Source organism: Paraburkholderia dipogonis (assembly GCF_046027395.1).
Lineage (GTDB): Bacteria > Pseudomonadota > Gammaproteobacteria > Burkholderiales > Burkholderiaceae > Paraburkholderia > Paraburkholderia dipogonis_A.
Window position 1 is genome coordinate 207,631 of sequence record NZ_JAQQEG010000005.1, and the last position, 17,814, is coordinate 225,444.

Consider the following 17,814-nt stretch of genomic DNA (forward strand, 5'->3'; position numbering starts at 1 on the left):
GCATTCAAGACGCCGTCTCGAGGCTCGCCCAAACATGCATTGCCCGCATGGAGAACCGGCGACTCGTTGTCCTGCTCAGAGTGGGAGTTTTACAACCGCATTGTTCTGCGTGCTGCGATAGATGGCTGTGAATAGTTCTACGGTCTTCCGGCCGTCCAGTCCGTCGATCAAAGGCTTCGTGCCATTGCCGACGGCAGTCAGGAAATCATCTATTTGCTGCTCGTGATAGAAGTAAAGGGAATCTGGGGAATTGAAAGTCTCCGCATCCGCTTTTCTCCACTCGGCGAGCATTCCTTCTTCGCTTTTGATCGTCCAGATATCGTTGTAAGGCGGTTCGGTAATGGTCGAGACGCCGGCGATGAACATCGCGCCGCCGTCCGTCTGCACGCCGACCGACGCGCCGTTATCTCCATGAATATGGACCTTCCCGTACAAAGCAGGATTCTGTGAGTTGCTGACCAGAATGTTGGCAATCGCGCCGCTTTTGAACTTGATGATGGCCGCCGCGGTATCTTCGACCTCGATGTAGTCGTGGTTGACGTTCTTCCACACTCCGTAGACCTCATCGATATCGCCCAGATACCAGAGGAGCAGATCGAGCTGATGAGGTGCCTGGTTCACGAGCACGCCGCCTCCTTCGCCGGCCCATGAGCCACGCCAGGGATCGCTTTCGTAGTATTGGCGGTCGCGCCATCCGAGCATGACGACGTTGCCGATCACAGGGCGGCCGATCTTGCCCGCATCGATGGCCCGCTTGATTCGCATCGCGGACGGATAAAAGCGCCGTTGGCACACGACGCCGACCGTACGCCGGTGTTCTTTGGCACATGAAAGAATGGCATCGCAGTCTTCGAGCGACGAAGCGAGGGGCTTTTCTATGAGAACGTGACAGCCGCTTTTCAAGGCGGCGATCGCAACTGGAGCATGCTGAGGATGCGGGGTGCAGATGCATGCGACGTCGACCTGCGCGGCTTCCACCATCTCTTCGACGCTATCGAACGCTCGCACGCCGTACTGTTTGCTGAAGGCCGTTGCTCGATCGAGAGAGGTGCTGCATGCCGCGACGAAGTCCGAGTTCTCCAGATTCGAGAGCGCACGGGCATGGAAATGACCGACCTTTCCGCAACCGATGATGGCTGTTCTGAGTTTTTTCATGTGATACGGTGTTACGTCACTAGTTCGAATGTGAACGCACGATGTCGATCGCGGATCGCGTGGCACCACGCGTGAAGAGGCATCCATCGGTTTGTTTGCGCGGCAGGCTCATGACGGTGCGCCACGATCAAGTGAAGTCGCTGCAAGCGCAAGCCGACTTTGCAATGGAATGAGTGCGAGCCGGCCAAGGCGGACATCTATGGATGACGGGGCGAACTTTCAGGGCGGCCGGGAGTCGATGTCGGCCGCATCACAGCCTACGCCTTCAGATGGGGCTCCAGCAGCGACAGGTCCGCAACTGAAAGACGATCGTGCGCGGTCCGCACCTGATGCCAGTACGGGTAGAGCAGGGGTGGCGCGCTGACCTTGTCGAGCCGCTCGCGCTGTTCGGCGCTCAGCCTGAGATTCGCTGCGCCGAGGTTGTCGAGCAGTTGCTTCTCGTTGCGACCGCCGATGATGACCGACGTGACGGCGGGGCGGCCGAGCGTCCATGCGAGCGCGACCTGCGCAGCCGAGACATTCTGCTCGCCGGCGATTTCAACAAGCGTATCGACGATCGACCACAGTCGTTCGGCGTCGCGGATCGGCGGCTCAGTCCAGCCGGCGAGCTGACGCGTGCCCTCGGGCGTCGCGTCGCGGCGGTGCTTACCCGACAGCAGGCCGCCTGCGAGCGGGCTCCAGACGAGAATGCCCAGGCCTTGATCGAGCGCGATCGGCGCGAGTTCGTACTCCGCTTCGCGTGCTTCGAGCGTGTAATGGATCTGCTGGCTCACGAAGCGCGGCAGGCGATCGCGTTCGCTCACATGCAACGCCTTCATCAGGTGCCAGCCCGAGTAGTTCGAGCAGCCGACATACCGGACCTTGCCATGCCGGACAAGCAGGTCGAGCGCTTCAAGCGTTTCTTCGAGCGGCGTGAGTCCGTCCCATTCGTGCACCTGGTAGAGGTCGATCACATCGGTCTTGAGACGGCGCAAGCTCGCCTCGCAGGCTTCTATCAAATGATGCCGCGACAGACCCCGGTCGTTCGGGCCGTCACCCATGGGAAAGCGGGCTTTCGTCGCAATCAGCACGCCGCCTTTGCGCTTGCCGCCGAGCGCCTGGCCGACGATTTCCTCCGACGCACCATTCGAATAGACGTCCGCGGTATCGATCAGGTTGACGCCCGCATCGATGCACATGTCGATCTGCCGGCGCGCCTCGTCGAGGCCAACCTCGCCGACGCTGGCGAATTTGCCTTTGCCGCCCATCGTCATCGTGCCTAGCGTGACGGTCGACACCTTGAGGCCCGAACGGCCAAGTTGACGGTAGTCCATGATGAAGCAATCTCCATGTATGTTGTGAGGATTCACAACTGGCGTGCTGTCGTTAAGTCCCATTGCGCCCGCATTTCGTGCGCAGCGTTCCTTCACGTCCCCAGACATTCGACGATAACGGAGATTGAATTACCATTCCAATAGAAAGATGTGATCCAATTGTGCGGTTTCCGTGATTAATCGTCTCTGCAGAAAGAGTGCCAACGTGGATTTGAAGCAACTGGAACATTTCGTGGCGGTCGCAGAAGAGCGGCATTTCACGCGCGCGGCGCGGCGCCTCAACCTTGTGCAGTCCGGATTGTCCGCGTCGATCCGCTCGCTGGAAGAAGACCTGGGCGGGCCGTTATTCAATCGCAGCACGAGGCGAGTCGCCTTGACGCCTGCCGGCGAAGTGCTGTTCGCAGAGGCGCAGCGGGTACTGGCTGCCGCCCGCGACGCGCGGCACGCCGTCACGCAGGTTCACGGGCTCGCACGCGGCCGGCTGAGTATTGGCGCGATTCACGGTCTCGCGCCTTTCGTCGACCTGCCGGCTTCTCTAGGACAGTTTCGGGCCGCGTTCGGCGGGATCGACATCGAATTGACACTGGACGGCTCGCGTGCGTTGATTGACGATGTGAGGGAAGGTCGACTCGACCTCGCGTTCACGCAGCCACCGGATACGCCGCTCGACGATCTTGGATCGCACATGTTCGCATGCGAAGGAATGGTCGTCGTCTGCGCGACGCATCATCGGCTTGCGGGCGCCAGCGGGCTGGAGCTGGCCGATCTCGTCGACGAAACATTCGCCGACCTGCGCCCGGAGTGGAGCGTGCGGCGGCTCGTCGATCGAAGCTTTGCGGCGGCGGGGCTGCAGCGCCGGACCAGCTTCGAGGTCAACGACATGCCGATGTTGCTTGAACTGGCCGCAAATGGGCTGGCGATCAGCATGGTGCCCGAATCCGTGGCCGCGGCGAGAGGGAGCAACACGCGCGGCGCGCCGGTCGCAACGGCGCGCCTGTGCGAGGCCGAGGAACCCTGCTGGGAACTCGCGGCGGTTTTTAAGGGAAGCGCGGGAGAACCGCTGATACCCGTCGCCCGTGCTTTCCTGGACTTGCTCAAATTGCCCGCGATGGCGACCTGACGCTCGACTGACTCCCCGCGGCGAACCCGCAACCATGCTTAGGACCGCTTGCCAGCGGAAGTCCGGTCGATCACACAAAAAAAACGTTCATGCTAGGATCGCCGACTCATTGTTCCAACGGATCGGGATCGCAGTCGCTTGTGGGCGCCGCGATTCCGGCACCAACGAGGATTCTCATGACTCATTCTGCCCTGACTCCGGGCGCCGTTGCCGTGATCACCGGCGGCGCCGCCGGCATCGGCCTGGCCGCTGCCAAACGCTTTGCGCAGCTTGGGCTGCGCATCTGCATTGCCGACCTCGGCACCGATCGCGTCGCGCAAGCGGTGGAGGAAATCGCCGCGCTGGCCGCAAACGGCACGCAAGACGTCTTCGCGGTTGAGACCGACGTCAGTGTCGCTGACGATGTTCGCCGCCTGCACGCAACCGTCGTCGAACGCTTCGGCGGAACGGATGTGCTGATGAACAATGCCGGTATTCAACCCGGCAGCGGGATGTTCGGTCCAACCGGGAATTGGGAGCGCGTGCTGGGTGTCAACTTGTGGGGCGTGATCCACGGTACGCAAGTCTTCGTGCCGGACATGATCAAGCGCGGTCGTCCGGGGCTCGTGATCAACACCGGTTCGAAGCAAGGCATCACAACGCCGCCCGGCGACCCCGCATACAACGTTGCGAAGGCCGGTCTGAAAGCGTTCACCGAAGCGCTGCAGCACGAACTGCGCAACACCGCCGACTGCCGGATTAGCGCTCATCTGCTGATTCCTGGCTTCGTGTTCACGGAACTGACACGCAACGGCCGCATAGAAAAGCCCGTCGCCGCATGGACGCCCGAGCAGACCGTCGATTTCATGTTCGAGCGTCTCGACGCCGGCGACTTCTACATACTGTGTCCCGACAACGACGTGCCGCGTTCACTCGACGAACTGCGCATCCTATGGGCCGCAGGCGATATCGTCGAGAACCGGCCCGCGTTGTCGCGCTGGCATCCGGACTACGCCACGGCATTCGAAGCGTTCATCAAGCAGCCCCGTTGACTCAAGGGCCAGCACTATGTGGCAACAAAGTGAAACCTATCCCGATCCCGCAGTGGAAGTGCTCGATCCGCGCTTCCTGAAATACCGGATCACGAACGCGGCGGTCGAGCGGCTTGCGACTGGCATGCGCTTCGGCGAAGGACCGGTATGGTTCGGCGACGGCCGCTTCCTGCTGTGGAGCGACATTCCGAACAACCGCATCATGCGGTGGGACGAGGAATCTGGCGCGACGTCGGTATTTCGCAGGGCCTCGGGGTACGCGAACGGCAATACACGGGACCGCCAGGGGCGGCTCATCACCTGCGAGCACGGCAACCGGCGCGTAACACGCACCGAGTACAACGGCACGCTGACTGTGTTGCTCGACCGCTTCGACGGCAAGCGGCTGAACTCGCCGAACGACGTGGTCGTGAAGAGCGACGACAGCATCTGGTTCACGGATCCGCCGTTCGGCATCTCCAACAACTACGAGGGTGTCAAAGCCGAGCCCGAGCTGCCGACCCACGTGTACCGCTTCGACCCGGCCCCCGGCCGGGCGGAGGTGGTCGCCGACGACATCGTCAATCCGAACGGCATCTGCTTTTCGCCCGACGAACGCCGCCTCTACATCGTCGAGTCGGGCTCGAAGCCGCGGCGCATCCGTGTGTACGATGTCGAGGACGGTCGGCGCCTCGTGCACGGACGCGTATTCGTCGACGCGGGCGAGAACGGCGCGCCAGACGGTTTCCGTTGCGACACGGACGGTAACCTGTGGGCCGGTTGGGGCACCGGACCGGGACTCAACGGTGTGATGGTATTCGCGCCGGACGGCGACGCGATTGGGCGCATCGCTCTGCCCGAACGCTGCGCGAACGTGTGCTTCGGCGGCGCGGCATACAACCGGCTGTTCATGGCGGCCGGGCAGTCACTGTACGCGCTATACGTGGATACGACTGCGGCGATTGCAACCTGAGCGCGTCGGCGGATTGCGTTCGCGCCCGGTTGGCGGGTTCAAGACGTGCGCTGGCGCTCGCTGAACGGAATGCCGCCTCTTGACTTGGAGTCTGGTGGAGACTCCACGATCTGCACGACAACCTGTTCAGCGGCGACACCGAGGCTGTCAACGACAGCTTTGGTAATCCCCGTCATCAGCGCTTTCTTTTGCTCGGGTGAGCGCCCTGCTACTGCGTAAACAACGACTTCCGGCATAACATACTCCAGCGGGTTGGCAAGGAACTGCAGTTGCAATCATAGCGGCACTGCACGACGTGTGCTCGAGCCCAGGCCGTCCTCACGCAGCGTTCGTCAGTCGGTCGGCGTTGAGGCCGAATTGATGCGCGATCGATTGCAGCCTGTTGCGCCATTCCCAGACGCCGAAGACGTCATGTACGTTTTGCAGGCAGCTCAGCAGGCTGACCGTCTGCGGGTCGTATACGTTGATTTTCGAGCGCAGTAGCGCTCTTTTCAGCGCGGCGACACCCACGTCCATATAAGCAGGCACTTCGTGCTTTTTCCTGCTGACATAGTGGATGGGAATCCCTTCCATCACTGTCAGGTAGTCGCGTGGCTTGATGAAGTTGCCGATTGGACAGCCGCCGCAGTAACCGCGATATGCGCCGCCGCCGCGCGGCAGGAGCGCTGTTTCGCGTTGCTGGAACAGATGCTGGACCGCCTGGTCGAAAATGACTTGATGGCTTAAAAATTCGAGAGTCATTCTGTTCTCCTGCCGCACGCGAGTTTGCGCGCTCGCTGGTTCTGTCGGAATGAGAGAAGAGTAGGTTTTGCCGGAGCACGAATCTACTCTACGGTGGGATATGCCGATGCCGCGTTAGCGTAACTTGCCTATACGGAGGTATAGGTGAGGTGACCAGCGCCACGAAAACTCGCAACCCGGCACCGTGCTCATTGATAAATACAAGTTAAGACCAGGTTAAGTGCACGTGCACTATATGCATGGAATTGCAGATAAACTTCGCACCCTGTTTTCCAGCTTGTCGGGACCTTCGATTCGAAAGCTTGGGTGCGGATAGGTGAGCGCATCGCTTCTCAAATAGCTAGGATGCCTTACTCTTCTTTCGCAGCACTACCCATCAGTTCATATGTCTCCGCGACTCTGACCAATTCACCTTCACTCTTTGCATCAGAGCCATCCGTGAGAAGGTGGCGCGTCATTTCAAAGTCGGCGCGTCGTCCACATCGAGGCTTTGGAAGGCATCGCATACGGTCTGATGCTTGAGCGTTGTCCCTATTAAGTCAGTTATCCTGATGTATGAACAATCACGCTGCATGTCAATCAACAAGTTAACACTCCAAAGTATGCAAGCGAGTTCAAATCGTCTCTAAATCTGGATAAGTGTTTGCCGTAAACAGGGATGAACGACTGTGATCCGCACAGTGGCGTCTTCGGAGAAGAGAAATGAGAACTGGGAAAGCAGCAATGTCGCTGCAGTTGCGCATTGCGTCGACGATGGGGTTTCTAGCTGTCTTGATGGTGGCAATCGGTGTTCTGGGTTTGCTCGGCACCAGCCGGGCCAATCGCGCGAACCAGGATACGTACGAGAACAAGCTGACCGCGGCGACGAACATCGGCAACGCGGAAATTTATATTGCGCGCACTCGTCTCGTGCTAGACCGCGTCGCATTGCATCCCGACGATCCGAAGACTGCCGGACTGATCGAACGTGCCGGCGGCTATTTCGACGAGTCGGAGAAGTGGTGGCAGAAGTTCGTCGAGCAGCCGCATGAAGCCGACGAGGCGAGCTTGATCGGTGATGCGAGCGAGCGCCGGAAAGCCATGCGAGGCGGTATTTCCGCATTCATCGATGCGATCAAGGCAAATGATCACGTCCTGGCCGACAAGATCACGATGACGCAGTTGGGTGATCTCTACAACGACATGAACATTGCGAACCAGAAGGTCAAACTCGCGCTGTACACCAACGCAAAGAGGAATTACGAGGCGGCGGAGTCGAGCTTTCACACGTTCGTTACGCTGTCGATCCTGATGATCGTGGTCGGCGTCCTGGCCGCCGGTCTGAGTTGGGCCGCACTGCGCCGCGCGATCATGAGTCCGCTGAGCCAGGCGCTCGAGCATTTCGATGCGATCGCGGAAGGCGATTTGAACCGTCGCGTCGAAATCGCCAAGGAAGATGAAATGGGCACGCTGCTGCGCGGCGTGGAGAAGATGCAGACGAGTCTCGCCAGGACCGTGCGAGCCGTGCGCGGCAGTAGCGAATCGATTGCGAGCGCAACCGCGCAAATCGCTTCGGGCACGATGGACTTGTCTTCACGCACCGAAGAGCAGGCGGCGTCGCTCGAGGAAACCGCCGCTAGCATGAGCGAATTGACGGCCACGGTGAAGCAGAACGCGGACAGCGCGCGCACGGCGAGTTCGCTCGCCGACAGCGCCTCGCTTGTCGCCACACGCGGCAACGAGGTGGTCGAGCGTGTGGTCGGCACCATGGGCAGCATCGACGCGAGCTCCCGCAAGATCGCCGACATTACGGGGACTATCGAAGGCATCGCTTTTCAGACCAATATTCTTGCGCTGAACGCGGCCGTTGAAGCCGCGCGCGCGGGCGAGCAGGGACGCGGTTTCGCGGTGGTCGCCTCGGAAGTGCGCAGTCTCGCGCAACGCTCTTCGTCGGCGGCGAAAGAGATCAAGTATCTGATCGCCGAATCGGTACAGACCGTGACGGTCGGCACCGAACTCGTGGCGGACGCGGGCAAGACGATGCAGGAAGTCCTGCATGCCGTGCGTCAGGTCACCGATATTGTCAACGAGATTGCGGCCGCTGCGGAAGAGCAACGTACCGGCATCGAACAGGTCGATACCGCTGTCAGCCAGATGGATTCCATCACGCAGCAAAACGCGGCGCTCGTCGAGCAGGCGACCGCCGCTGCTCAGGCGCTCAACGAGCAATCCCGTAACCTGCACGGTTTTGTCGACGTGTTCAAGCTTGCCTGATTTTTTTTCACCCCCCAAAACAACACAATGACGTTACCCAACGATCGCAGCCGGCGCAGCTTTCTCAAAGGCTCGCTGGCGATTGCACCGATAGCCGTCGTCGGCGTCTCCGGTGCTGTAGTCCAATCTCGCGCGCAGCAACAGGATGTCGGGATGCCTCCTCCTGATCGCCCCACCGACGATAACTACACCCCCGGCTATTTCACGCCTGAAGAGTGGGCGTTCGTCAACGCCGCATGCGACGTCCTGATCCCCAGGGACAGCGTAGGCCCAGGCGCCGTGGAACTCGGCGTGCCGCAATACATCGACCGTCAGATGCAAACGCCTTACGGCGACGCGACGCGCTGGTACATGCAGGGCCCATTCCTGCCTGCCGAGGCCGAGTTCGGCTATCAGTCGAAGCTGACACCGAAGGAACAATACCGGCTCGGCATTCGCACGATCAACGCGTACTGCCGCGAAAATTTCGGCGGCAAGACCTTCGCCGAGCTGACGCACGCGCAGCAGACCGTTTTCTTCAAGCAGATCGAGTCGGGCAAGCTGAAGGTTGAAGGTTTCAAGCTGAAAACGTTCTTCGAATCGTTCCTGCTGGTCAACGTCAACGAAGGCTATTTCTGCGACCCATCGTACGGCGGCAACAAGGACATGGCGGCGTGGAAGATGATCGGCTACCCCGGCGTGCGCGCCGATTACCTGGAGTTCGTGGGTGAGGCCAAGCCTTATCCGTACGCCCCGGTCAGCCTGTACGGCAAGCGAGGATAAGCATGGCAACCATCAGGAAGAAGCCAGTCGACGCAGTGATCGTCGGCTTCGGGTGGACCGGTTCGATCATGGCGATCGAACTGGCGAACGAAGGTCTGAACGTGGTCGCGCTCGAGCGCGGCGACGCTCGCAACACGGTGCCGGATTTCGCGTATCCGCAGATCGCCGACGAGATCAAGTACTCCGCACGCCAGGCGCTGCTGCAGAACCTCGCGAAGACGACCGTCACGAACCGTCACACCAGGAACGATACCGCGGTGCCGTACCGGCAGATCGGTTCGTTCAAGCCGGGCGAGGGCGTGGGCGGCGCGGGTTCGCACTGGTCGGGCGTACAGTCGCGCGTGATGCCGGACGAACTGCGCATGAAGAGCCACATCACCGAGCGGTACGGGGCGAAGTTCATCCCCGAGGACATGAACCTGCAAGACTGGGGCGTGACCTATGACGAGCTCGAGCCGAGCTTCGACCGCTTCGAGCGCGTGTGCGGAACCTCGGGCAAGGCAGGTAATATTCATGGCACGCCAGTCGAAGGCGGCAATCCGTTCGAGGGCCGCCGCTCCGGCGACTATCCGCTGCCGCCGCTCGCTGACCATCCCACCGGAAAGCTGTTCGCTGCTGCTGCGAAGGGCCTCGGCTACAAGCCGTTTGCACTGCCCGCCGGCAATGCGTCGGGACCGTACCAGAACGAATACGGCTGTCAGCTCGGTCCCTGCAATTTCTGCGGTTTCTGCAGTGATTACGGATGCCTTAACTATTCGAAGGCCTCGCCGCAAACCGCGATCATTCCCGCGTTGCTGCGCAAGCCCAACTTCGAATTGCGCGTGAACGCCCATGTCGTCAAGGTCAATACGGACGCGAGCGGCAAGCGCGCCACCGGCGTGACCTATATCGACGCGGAAGGCAACGAAGTCGAGCAGCCGGCCGAGATGGTGATTCTCGCCGCGTTCCAGTTGCACAACGTGCATCTGATGCTGACGTCGAAGATCGGCCAGCCTTTCAATCCCGATACCAACGAGGGTGTGGTCGGCCGCAACTTCTGCTACCAGTTGCTCAATAGCGTCAACATGTTCTTCGACCAGGAGACGTACATCAACCCGTTCATGGGCGCGGGCGGCGGCGGCCAGGCCATCGAGGAATTTAACGCCGACAACTTCGATCACAGCGAACTCGGGTTTATCGGCGGCGGGATTATTTGGGGACGTCAGACGGGTAACGGTCCGGTACGCGGCATTCCGCTTCCGAAAGGCACGCCGAAGTGGGGCACCGAGTGGAAGCGGGCCGTGAAAGACAACTTCGTCCATACAGGGCGAATCGAGTCGCAGTGCAGCAACATGGCCTATCGCAGCTGCTTCGCCGACCTCGACCCGAACTACCGCGACGCATACGGTTCGCCGCTTCTGCGCCTCACGCTCGACTGGCAGGAGAACGACCTGAAGGCGTCGGAATACGTGGCCGGCAAGATGATGGAGATCGGCCGGGCGATGAATCCGACATCGATGTCGGGCCGCATTCTCAAGCCCGGCACGCATTGGGACACCCGCGCATATCAGAGCACGCACGTCAGCGGCGGTACCGCGATGGGGGCGGATCCGAAGACGAGTGTGGTCAACAAATACCTGCAAAGCTGGGATGTGCCCAATCTGTTCGTGCTCGGCGCGAACGTGTTCGCGCACGGCCTCGGCTACAACCCGACAGGACTGGTCGGCGGTCTCGCATACTGGGCGGCAAGCAATATCCGCTCGCAGTACCTGAAGAGTCCCGGCGCAATGGTGCAGATCTAGGCGAGCGATAAGACATGAGGAAAGTCATTTTGGGCACGGCGGCGGCTGCCGCCGTGGTCGTGGGCGCACTGTGGGCGTTCGCTTCGGTGCAGCCGTCTGCTTCGATCGATGCAACGATTGCCAGTCGGCGCGGCGACGCCGAACACGGCGCCTATCTTGCACGCGTGGGCGACTGCGTCGCCTGTCATACCGCGCAGGGCGGGACGCCGTTTGCCGGTGGCCTGCCAATCCAGACGCCGATCGGCACGGTCTATTCGACCAACATTACAGCCGACCGTGAGCATGGCGTGGGTGGCTACACGTTCGAGCAGTTCGTGCTGGCGATGCGCGAAGGCGTGAGGAACGACGGCGCGCGGCTTTATCCAGCGATGCCGTTCACGTCGTACGCAAAGGTATCCGACGCCGATCTGCAAGACCTGTACGCGTACTTCACCACGCAGGTGCCGGCGTCGGGTCAGCCGAATCACGCGTCGGATATCGTGTGGCCGCTCAGTATCCGCTGGCCGCTAGCGTACTGGAGCCGCACGTTTCATGACAATTCGCGCTATGTCGCGGATTCGTCGAAGAGCGTCGAGTGGAATCGCGGCGCGTATCTGGTGGAGGGATTGGCGCACTGCGGTACCTGCCATACGCCGCGCGGCGTCGGGTTCCAGGAAAAGGACCTGAGCGGCAAGAGCGATGTTTACCTGTCTGGCGCGGCGCTCGACCGCACGGCGCCGATCAACCTGCGCTCCGCGGCAGGTGACGGCCTCGAGCATTGGTCGAAGGAAGACATCGTCGCTTCGCTCAAGACCGGCCGCAATCCGCATTCGGCGGTCTCCGGTCCGATGGGCGAGGTGGTCGAGCACAGCACGCAGTACTTGAGCGATGCCGATCTCGATTCGATCGCGGTGTATCTGAAGAGCCTGGGCGGAGCGCCGGTCCCAACGGTCTCGTTCCATGGCGACGACAGCACGCTCAAGAGCATGCTCGCGGGTGGGGCGACAGGGCGCGGGGCGAGCATCTATATCGACAGCTGTTCGGCCTGTCACCGGATGAATGGGCAGGGGGCAACGCGCGTGTTTCCGTCGCTGGTCGATAACCCGATGGTGACGCAGGCGAATCCGGATTCACTGTTGAGCGTGATTCTGGCCGGAGCACGTCTGCCTTCGACTGCAACGGCGCCGTCGCCGCTCGCGATGCCGGCGTTCGGTTGGCGCTACGGCGATCAGGATATCGCCCAGCTTGCGACTTTCATCCGGGCGAGCTGGGGCAATCACGGGCCGGCTGTGACGGCGGACCAGGTCGCAAAGGTGCGGGCGAGGGTTGTGACGCATTAACGGGAGATGCGCGGGCGGCGGCGGGGGGCGTCGCCGCGCGTCTATCCGTTATCGGTCCGCGCACCTGCCTAACCCTTGTTGATGTTCGCCCGATCCGCGAACATCCGCGTGAGGCGCCTGTTCCTGATCCTCGCTTCAAGATTTGGCCGGCCCGCACGGCGGGCGGAAGCATACCTGAGTGAGTTCCTCGCACACCTGCCACAAACGGCCGGCGTTCGAAGTGTCCTTTGCCTGTCTGGCGACGCTCGCCTCGCCAATGCTGTTTCCGCGTGCCTCCAGAAAGCCTTGCGGACCATAGTAGCCACCGTCACTGACGTCACGCGAAGTAGCGGCATAAAGGGTCGGCAGGGCGCCTGCGTAATCGGTGTTCAGCACGTTACCGATGAAATGACTAAGGAGCTCGCGGGCGGCTCTTGAAATCGCGGAGCGATCGCCGCCCCGAAACAGATTGGTGTTTGCGACGCCGGGGTGAGCGGCAACCGACATCACACGGGAATTGGCAGCGCGCAAACGCCGGTCGAGCTCGAACGCAAACATCAAATCCGCGAGCTTGGACTGCCGATAGGACTGCATCGGCGAATACGTCCTTTTGGATTGGAGGTCGTTGAAATCGATTTGTCCATGCTTGTGCGCGATGGAAGCAATCGTGACGATGCGTGGTCGCTCCGGCGATCCAGTCGCCGCCAGTTCGAGAGCGGGCATGAGGAGCGCAGTCAACGCGAAATGGCCGAGTACGTTGGTGCCAAACTGCAGTTCGAAGCCATCGGCAGTCTCGAGCCGTTTTGGCGGCGCCATGACGCCGGCGTTGTTGACCAGAATGTGAATGGGGCGTTGCCCGGCGAGCTCCCTCTGTGCGAACTGTCGTACGGACGCGAGGGATGCGAGATCGAGAATCGCCAGTTCAGCACGAGCGTCGGGTGCGGCGGAGTTCAGACGGGCTAAGGCTTCTTCTCCGCTTTGTTTATCGCGGCACGCAAGTATGACTTGCGCGCCTTTGCGCGCCAGGGTCAATGCAGCATGGTAGCCAATACCGCTGTTCGCACCGGTGATGAGAACTCGCTTGCCGATCTGCGGCGGAATATCGGTCATGGTCCACTGTTTATTCATATTGCTCCGGCTCAGCATGATGGTAGTCGACTTCGAGACTACCATTAGTAAGTCTGGGGCGTCGCTATCGGCCAGGCAGCAGTTCCGCGCGATGCTGATCATCCGTACTGCATTCGGAGGATTCCAGTTCGCGCACGAGAAGGGGTAGTCGTCAATGTGATTGGATGTGAACAACCTTTCATTTTCGTACAGCAGCCCGCTCAAAAGTTAAATCAGGGATTTGGGGTGAAAAATCTTGGCAAAGTGCGACGCAACGTCAAGCCTGGCAATAACAATCGATCAGAATAGCCGCTGATTGACAGAACTGGTGCCGGGCTCTACTGAAGAACCTACTCAAATGGAAAAGGCCGAGCGGATTACAGCCGGCTAAACGATCTCGCCCATGCCGAGGGTCGAGCAAGAACTTGAGAGAGCACCCCGCGACAGATGCGAGGGTACGACCTCGCTCATCTTGCCCAGCGCATCGGTAGCGCTGTTAAGTTGTTAAACCCGTTCAGAATGGCTAATTTCGGCGTGCCATGCTCACTAAAACTGACAATAGCGATTCGCCTCTTGCGCTGGGTAGCAAGATACGCGGGCTGCGGCAGCGGCTAAAGCGCACGCTCGATGATACGGCCACTGCGGCTGGCATTTCGAAGCCGTTCCTGTCGCAAGTCGAACGAGGCCTGGCAAGCCCCTCCCTTACGTCGCTGGCGGGTATCGCTAGATCACTCGGGGTAGCCGTACAGTATTTCCTCGACACGCCCAGTGAAGAACGTTCGGTGTGCCGCGCGGAGCAGTTGACGTTTTTCGGCTTTGTGGATTCGGCGAACCTGTTTGCCAGACTCACCAACCTGACCGGAGGCCGTCATCTTGAGGCCATTCTCGTGAGGATGCCGCCCGGGCAACAGCGTTCGGAAGTCACAACGCATGCCGGTGAGGAGTTTCTATACGTGATCGCCGGTCAGGTATCGCTGACGCTGGAGGGCAAGACATTTGTATTGCACGCGGGAGATAGCGCGCATTACGAATCGACGGTGCCGCATAGCTGGGCGAATACCGCCCACATCGAGTCGGTCGTTGTCTGGGTCGGTACACCCAGACTGCTTTAGACCGTCGGTATTCTTTCCCGTCGAGGTTGGATTCGCAGACCGTTCACCGAAGGGCAGAGCCGGTCAGCGGTGGAAGTTCACCATGTCACCGGGGTTCCGCTCAGAAACGATGCCAATCTTGTACGCGTGATCGACGTGTTCGTTGATGAATTTGACCTGAGTGCGAGAGTAAGCGGTTACAATTGTTGAGGAAAAACAGCGAACGCTTAGCGGTAGTCACTCACGTTGGACGGACAAACGCATTGGAGCCGATCGATTTTCGGTCTTTAGACAGCGGGCCTGCCGGGTTCATTTGTCGGTTCGGGTGCATTGACAGATAAGCAGTCGTCGGCTTATAGTCGAGTAAGCGTTTACAAATGCCAGCCGGAATCATTCGGATTTCTTTCGATTGGTCGGCGAGTCGCGCCGCAAGGTCTCCCGTAACACGGTCTGGACCGGTCACGCTTCATATGGGGCGCGGATTCATTTCCGGCTGAGCGGCTGGCGATAGCCGGCCTTCCTTACGCCTCATATTGAGGCGACTTTTTCACCGCTGCGAAACTTTTGCATCGAGTAGGCCGTGTCTATTTTATATACATAGGAAAACTAAGCGATTATTCAGCTATATCCTGATGTCGACAGCACGTTCGTTGACAGATCGTTCTGCCAGGGAAAGCCAATCGCATTGGAGGAGACGTGAGCTGGAAGGCCCGGTACTGGGTGTACGTGATGTTGTTCTTGCTGGCGATGATCAATTACCTGGACCGGGTTGCGCTTTCCGTGGGCGCGGGACAAATGTCGGCTGACTTATCGATCAGCAAGGTCCAGTTGGGGTATCTGTTCTCATCGTTCTTGTGGGGCTATACGCTGTTCCTGCTGCCGGTGGGCGTTCTGATCGACCGGTTCGGCTCCCGATACGTCGTCGCGGTAAGCATGACGGTGTGGTCTCTCGCGACCATGCTCACGGGAGCCGCCGGCAGCGTGGGCTCCGTGCTTGCCGCGAGAATGGTGATGGGTGTCGGCGAATCCAGTTGTTATCCGTCGGCGGCCCGGATCGTTCGCGAATGGGCGCCAGCCCGTGAGCGCGCCACGGCGATGACCATCTTCAATTCGGGAGCCTATTTCGGTCCGGCGGTGGGCGCGTTTGCGCTGTCGTGGCTAGTGTCGTTCTCGGGATGGCGCTGGTCGTTCGCGATTTGCGGCGGGGTCGGCTTCATCTGGATCACGGTATGGCTCATCTTCTTTCGACAGCCCGAAAACACGGGATGGTTGAGCGCCCACGAGCGGCAGACGATTGAACGCGAGCGTGAAACGACGCTACAGATGCGCGTCGATGCCGCGCCAATCGGACTGCGCAGACTAGTGCGCTCGCGAACCATGCTGGGACTGATGCTCACGCAAGGATGCAACGTCTATGCCCAATACCTGTTTCTGACATGGCTGCCGAACTACTTGCAGGCTGAACGCGGCATGACGCTGCTCGGCAGTGGAACAGCAATGGCGATGCCGTACCTCGGATCGATCGTGCTTGCGATGGCGCTGGGAATCCTGAGCGATCGCATGCTGACTGAAAAGGCAGTGGAGAGCGGGCGGCGGCGAAGGCTCGTTGGCGCGGTGATGGTCGCGGGAGCGGCGATCGTATTCGTGCCCCTGGTTTCAAATGTCTGGATCGTTCTCGGCCTGATCACGATCGCGCTCGGCAGCGCATCGTCGGCCGTTGCCTTGAACATCGCTCTGTTGGGGGATCTGCTGCAGTCCCGGGGCGACCTCGGACGCGCCATGGGCCTCTTGCTGATCGGCGGAAACGTATTCGGCTTTCTCGCGCCCATCGTGACGGGATACATCGTCCAGGCGACCGGACATTTCGCCGCCGCCATCGCCACGGCAGGCGCTCTATTCATAGCCGGCGCGCTGTCGTCATGGTGCCTCACGCATCGCGCCATCGGTGCGGACGCTGCATCCGTGACCAGTGGCGCCATGTCATCGCAACACGCAGGGAGCTGACATGAGTCTCGAGAACGGCGGGCATGGACTCGCGAATACCCAACCCCCGCACATACCGGTACGGCCCGACTGGCTTGCGTCGTATTCGGAAGCGGCGCTCGAGCCTGCACGGCCGATCATCGATGCGCATCATCATCTGTGGCATTTTCCCGAGAAGAGCTACATGAGCGCGGACCTGCTCGACGACATCGGCTCAGGGCAAAACGTTCGCGCGACTGTGTTCATCGAGTGCAAAACGGGGTACAGAACGGAGGGGCCCGTCGAATCGTCGCCCGTGGGCGAAATAGAGTTCGTGCTGCGCGAGATCCGCACGGCCGAGGAGCGTGGCGCGCGAACGAAAGTCGGAGCGGCGATGGTAGCCTTCGCCGACCTGTCCCTCGGCGCGAAAGTGGCTCCGGTGCTCGACGAACTGATATCCGTGTCGGGTGGACGGGTGAGGGGGATCAGGAATATCGGCGTCTGGCATGCCGACCCGTCCGTTCGGGCGTCGGCGGCAACACCGCCGCCGCATCTGCTGACGGATCCTCGCTTCAGAGAGGGCTTCGGTCAACTGGCGCCGCGTGGCTTAAGCTTCGACGCCTGGGTGATTCATACGCAAATCGATGAACTGTGTTCGCTGGCGCGAGCCTTTGCGCAAACGCGGATCGTTTTGAATCACGTCGGTGGACCGCTTGGCATTGGACCTTATCGGGGACGGCGCAGTGAAGTTTTTGATCACTGGCACAAGGCAATGAAAACTCTCGCCAGCTTCCCGAATGTATCGATCAAGCTTGGGGGATTCGGCATGACCCTGTTCGGGTTCGATTTCCATGAATTGGCTCGCCCGCCGGGATCCGTCGTTGTCGCCGAGGCGATTCGGCCTTACGTGGAAACATGCATTGGATTGTTTGGAACGAGCCGATGCATGTTCGAGAGCAATTTCCCGGTCGACAAGGGCAACTTCGCATATGGGGTGCTGTGGAACGCCTTCAAGCGCATAACAAGCGGCGCTTCCGATGCAGAGAAGGCAAGCCTGTTCCACGATACGGCGGCGGATTTTTATCGCATCAGCGTGTGATAGGGAATCTGCTAAGCGATTTCTAGCGGTTCACCGAATGCTCGCCAGTGGACGAGGCTTGCGATATGCGAGCCCCGTTCGTGCTGCCGCCGGCCATCACCAGCAGCGAGGCCGCACATCTTTGATCGCAAACAGAGAACCGACGCCAC

The 17,814-nt window shown here is 60.4% G+C and carries 15 protein-coding genes; 10 read left to right on the plus strand and 5 right to left on the minus strand.

All coding sequences use genetic code 11. The features are described from left to right. Window positions 1–75: 75 nt before the first annotated feature. Entirely contained in the window at window positions 76–1,155 is a 1,080-nt protein-coding gene (locus PQR32_RS07620; RefSeq protein WP_408223891.1) for a Gfo/Idh/MocA family protein, read from the minus strand. 257 nt (window positions 1,156–1,412) lie between these two features. Continuing rightward, the gene (locus tag PQR32_RS07625) at window positions 1,413–2,468 is read right to left on the minus strand and encodes an aldo/keto reductase (protein WP_408223894.1); all 1,056 of its coding nucleotides are present in this window, start codon (window positions 2,466–2,468) and stop codon (window positions 1,413–1,415) included. Between the two features lie 205 nt (window positions 2,469–2,673). Between PQR32_RS07625 and PQR32_RS07630 the strand changes: the two genes are divergently transcribed. The 3 genes from PQR32_RS07630 to PQR32_RS07640 all read left to right on the plus strand — a co-directional run bounded on the left by PQR32_RS07630 (window position 2,674) and on the right by PQR32_RS07640 (window position 5,571). After that, window positions 2,674–3,588: a LysR family transcriptional regulator gene (locus PQR32_RS07630; RefSeq protein WP_408223897.1), complete on the plus strand. Its 915-nt coding sequence runs from the start codon at window positions 2,674–2,676 to the stop codon at window positions 3,586–3,588. Between the two features lie 176 nt (window positions 3,589–3,764). Further along, complete coding sequence (locus PQR32_RS07635; protein WP_408223900.1) at window positions 3,765–4,619, plus strand: SDR family NAD(P)-dependent oxidoreductase; 855 nt, start codon at window positions 3,765–3,767, stop codon at window positions 4,617–4,619. Window positions 4,620–4,635: 16 nt separating this feature from the next. Then, window positions 4,636–5,571, plus strand: coding sequence for an SMP-30/gluconolactonase/LRE family protein (locus PQR32_RS07640; RefSeq protein ID WP_408223903.1), 936 nt, complete (start codon window positions 4,636–4,638; stop codon window positions 5,569–5,571). Between the two features lie 38 nt (window positions 5,572–5,609). On the opposite strand, the gene PQR32_RS07645 is transcribed toward PQR32_RS07640, so the two are convergent. Together PQR32_RS07645 and PQR32_RS07650 are read right to left on the minus strand one after the other, a co-directional pair. After that, window positions 5,610–5,846 (minus strand): tautomerase family protein, encoded by a 237-nt coding sequence (locus tag PQR32_RS07645; RefSeq protein WP_408223906.1) that lies wholly within the window; start codon window positions 5,844–5,846, stop codon window positions 5,610–5,612. A gap of 43 nt (window positions 5,847–5,889) precedes the next feature. Then, window positions 5,890–6,312, minus strand: a complete 423-nt coding sequence (locus PQR32_RS07650) for a hypothetical protein (RefSeq protein ID WP_408224042.1) — start codon at window positions 6,310–6,312, stop codon at window positions 5,890–5,892. Between the two features lie 702 nt (window positions 6,313–7,014). On the opposite strand from PQR32_RS07650, the gene PQR32_RS07655 reads away from it, so the two are divergent. From PQR32_RS07655 to PQR32_RS07670, 4 genes are all read left to right on the plus strand, one after another. After that, a complete protein-coding gene (locus PQR32_RS07655) occupies window positions 7,015–8,565 on the plus strand; it encodes a methyl-accepting chemotaxis protein (protein WP_408223909.1) in 1,551 nt (516 codons plus the stop codon). A 153-nt stretch (window positions 8,566–8,718) separates the two neighbouring features. Continuing rightward, window positions 8,719–9,327: a gluconate 2-dehydrogenase subunit 3 family protein gene (locus PQR32_RS07660; protein ID WP_408223911.1), complete on the plus strand. Its 609-nt coding sequence runs from the start codon at window positions 8,719–8,721 to the stop codon at window positions 9,325–9,327. Window positions 9,328–9,329: 2 nt separating this feature from the next. Then, the gene (locus PQR32_RS07665; RefSeq protein ID WP_408223914.1) at window positions 9,330–11,108 is read left to right on the plus strand and encodes a GMC family oxidoreductase; all 1,779 of its coding nucleotides are present in this window, start codon (window positions 9,330–9,332) and stop codon (window positions 11,106–11,108) included. A gap of 14 nt (window positions 11,109–11,122) precedes the next feature. Beyond that, window positions 11,123–12,427, plus strand: a complete 1,305-nt coding sequence (locus PQR32_RS07670) for a cytochrome c (RefSeq protein ID WP_408223916.1) — start codon at window positions 11,123–11,125, stop codon at window positions 12,425–12,427. A gap of 135 nt (window positions 12,428–12,562) precedes the next feature. Here PQR32_RS07670 and PQR32_RS07675 read toward each other — a convergent pair whose 3' ends face one another. Further along, a complete protein-coding gene (locus PQR32_RS07675; RefSeq protein ID WP_408223919.1) occupies window positions 12,563–13,534 on the minus strand; it encodes an oxidoreductase in 972 nt (323 codons plus the stop codon). A gap of 518 nt (window positions 13,535–14,052) precedes the next feature. Here PQR32_RS07675 and PQR32_RS07680 point away from each other — a divergent pair. The 3 genes from PQR32_RS07680 to PQR32_RS07690 all read left to right on the plus strand — a co-directional run bounded on the left by PQR32_RS07680 (window position 14,053) and on the right by PQR32_RS07690 (window position 17,665). Continuing rightward, window positions 14,053–14,625 carry a cupin domain-containing protein gene (locus tag PQR32_RS07680; protein ID WP_408223922.1) on the plus strand — a complete coding sequence of 191 codons (573 nt, stop codon included), beginning with the start codon at window positions 14,053–14,055 and terminating at the stop codon, window positions 14,623–14,625. A 675-nt stretch (window positions 14,626–15,300) separates the two neighbouring features. Next, window positions 15,301–16,608, plus strand: a complete 1,308-nt coding sequence (locus PQR32_RS07685) for an MFS transporter (RefSeq protein WP_408223925.1) — start codon at window positions 15,301–15,303, stop codon at window positions 16,606–16,608. Between the two features lies 1 nt (window position 16,609). Beyond that, window positions 16,610–17,665, plus strand: a complete 1,056-nt coding sequence (locus PQR32_RS07690) for an amidohydrolase family protein (protein ID WP_408223928.1) — start codon at window positions 16,610–16,612, stop codon at window positions 17,663–17,665. The last annotated feature ends 149 nt before the right edge of the window (window positions 17,666–17,814 follow it).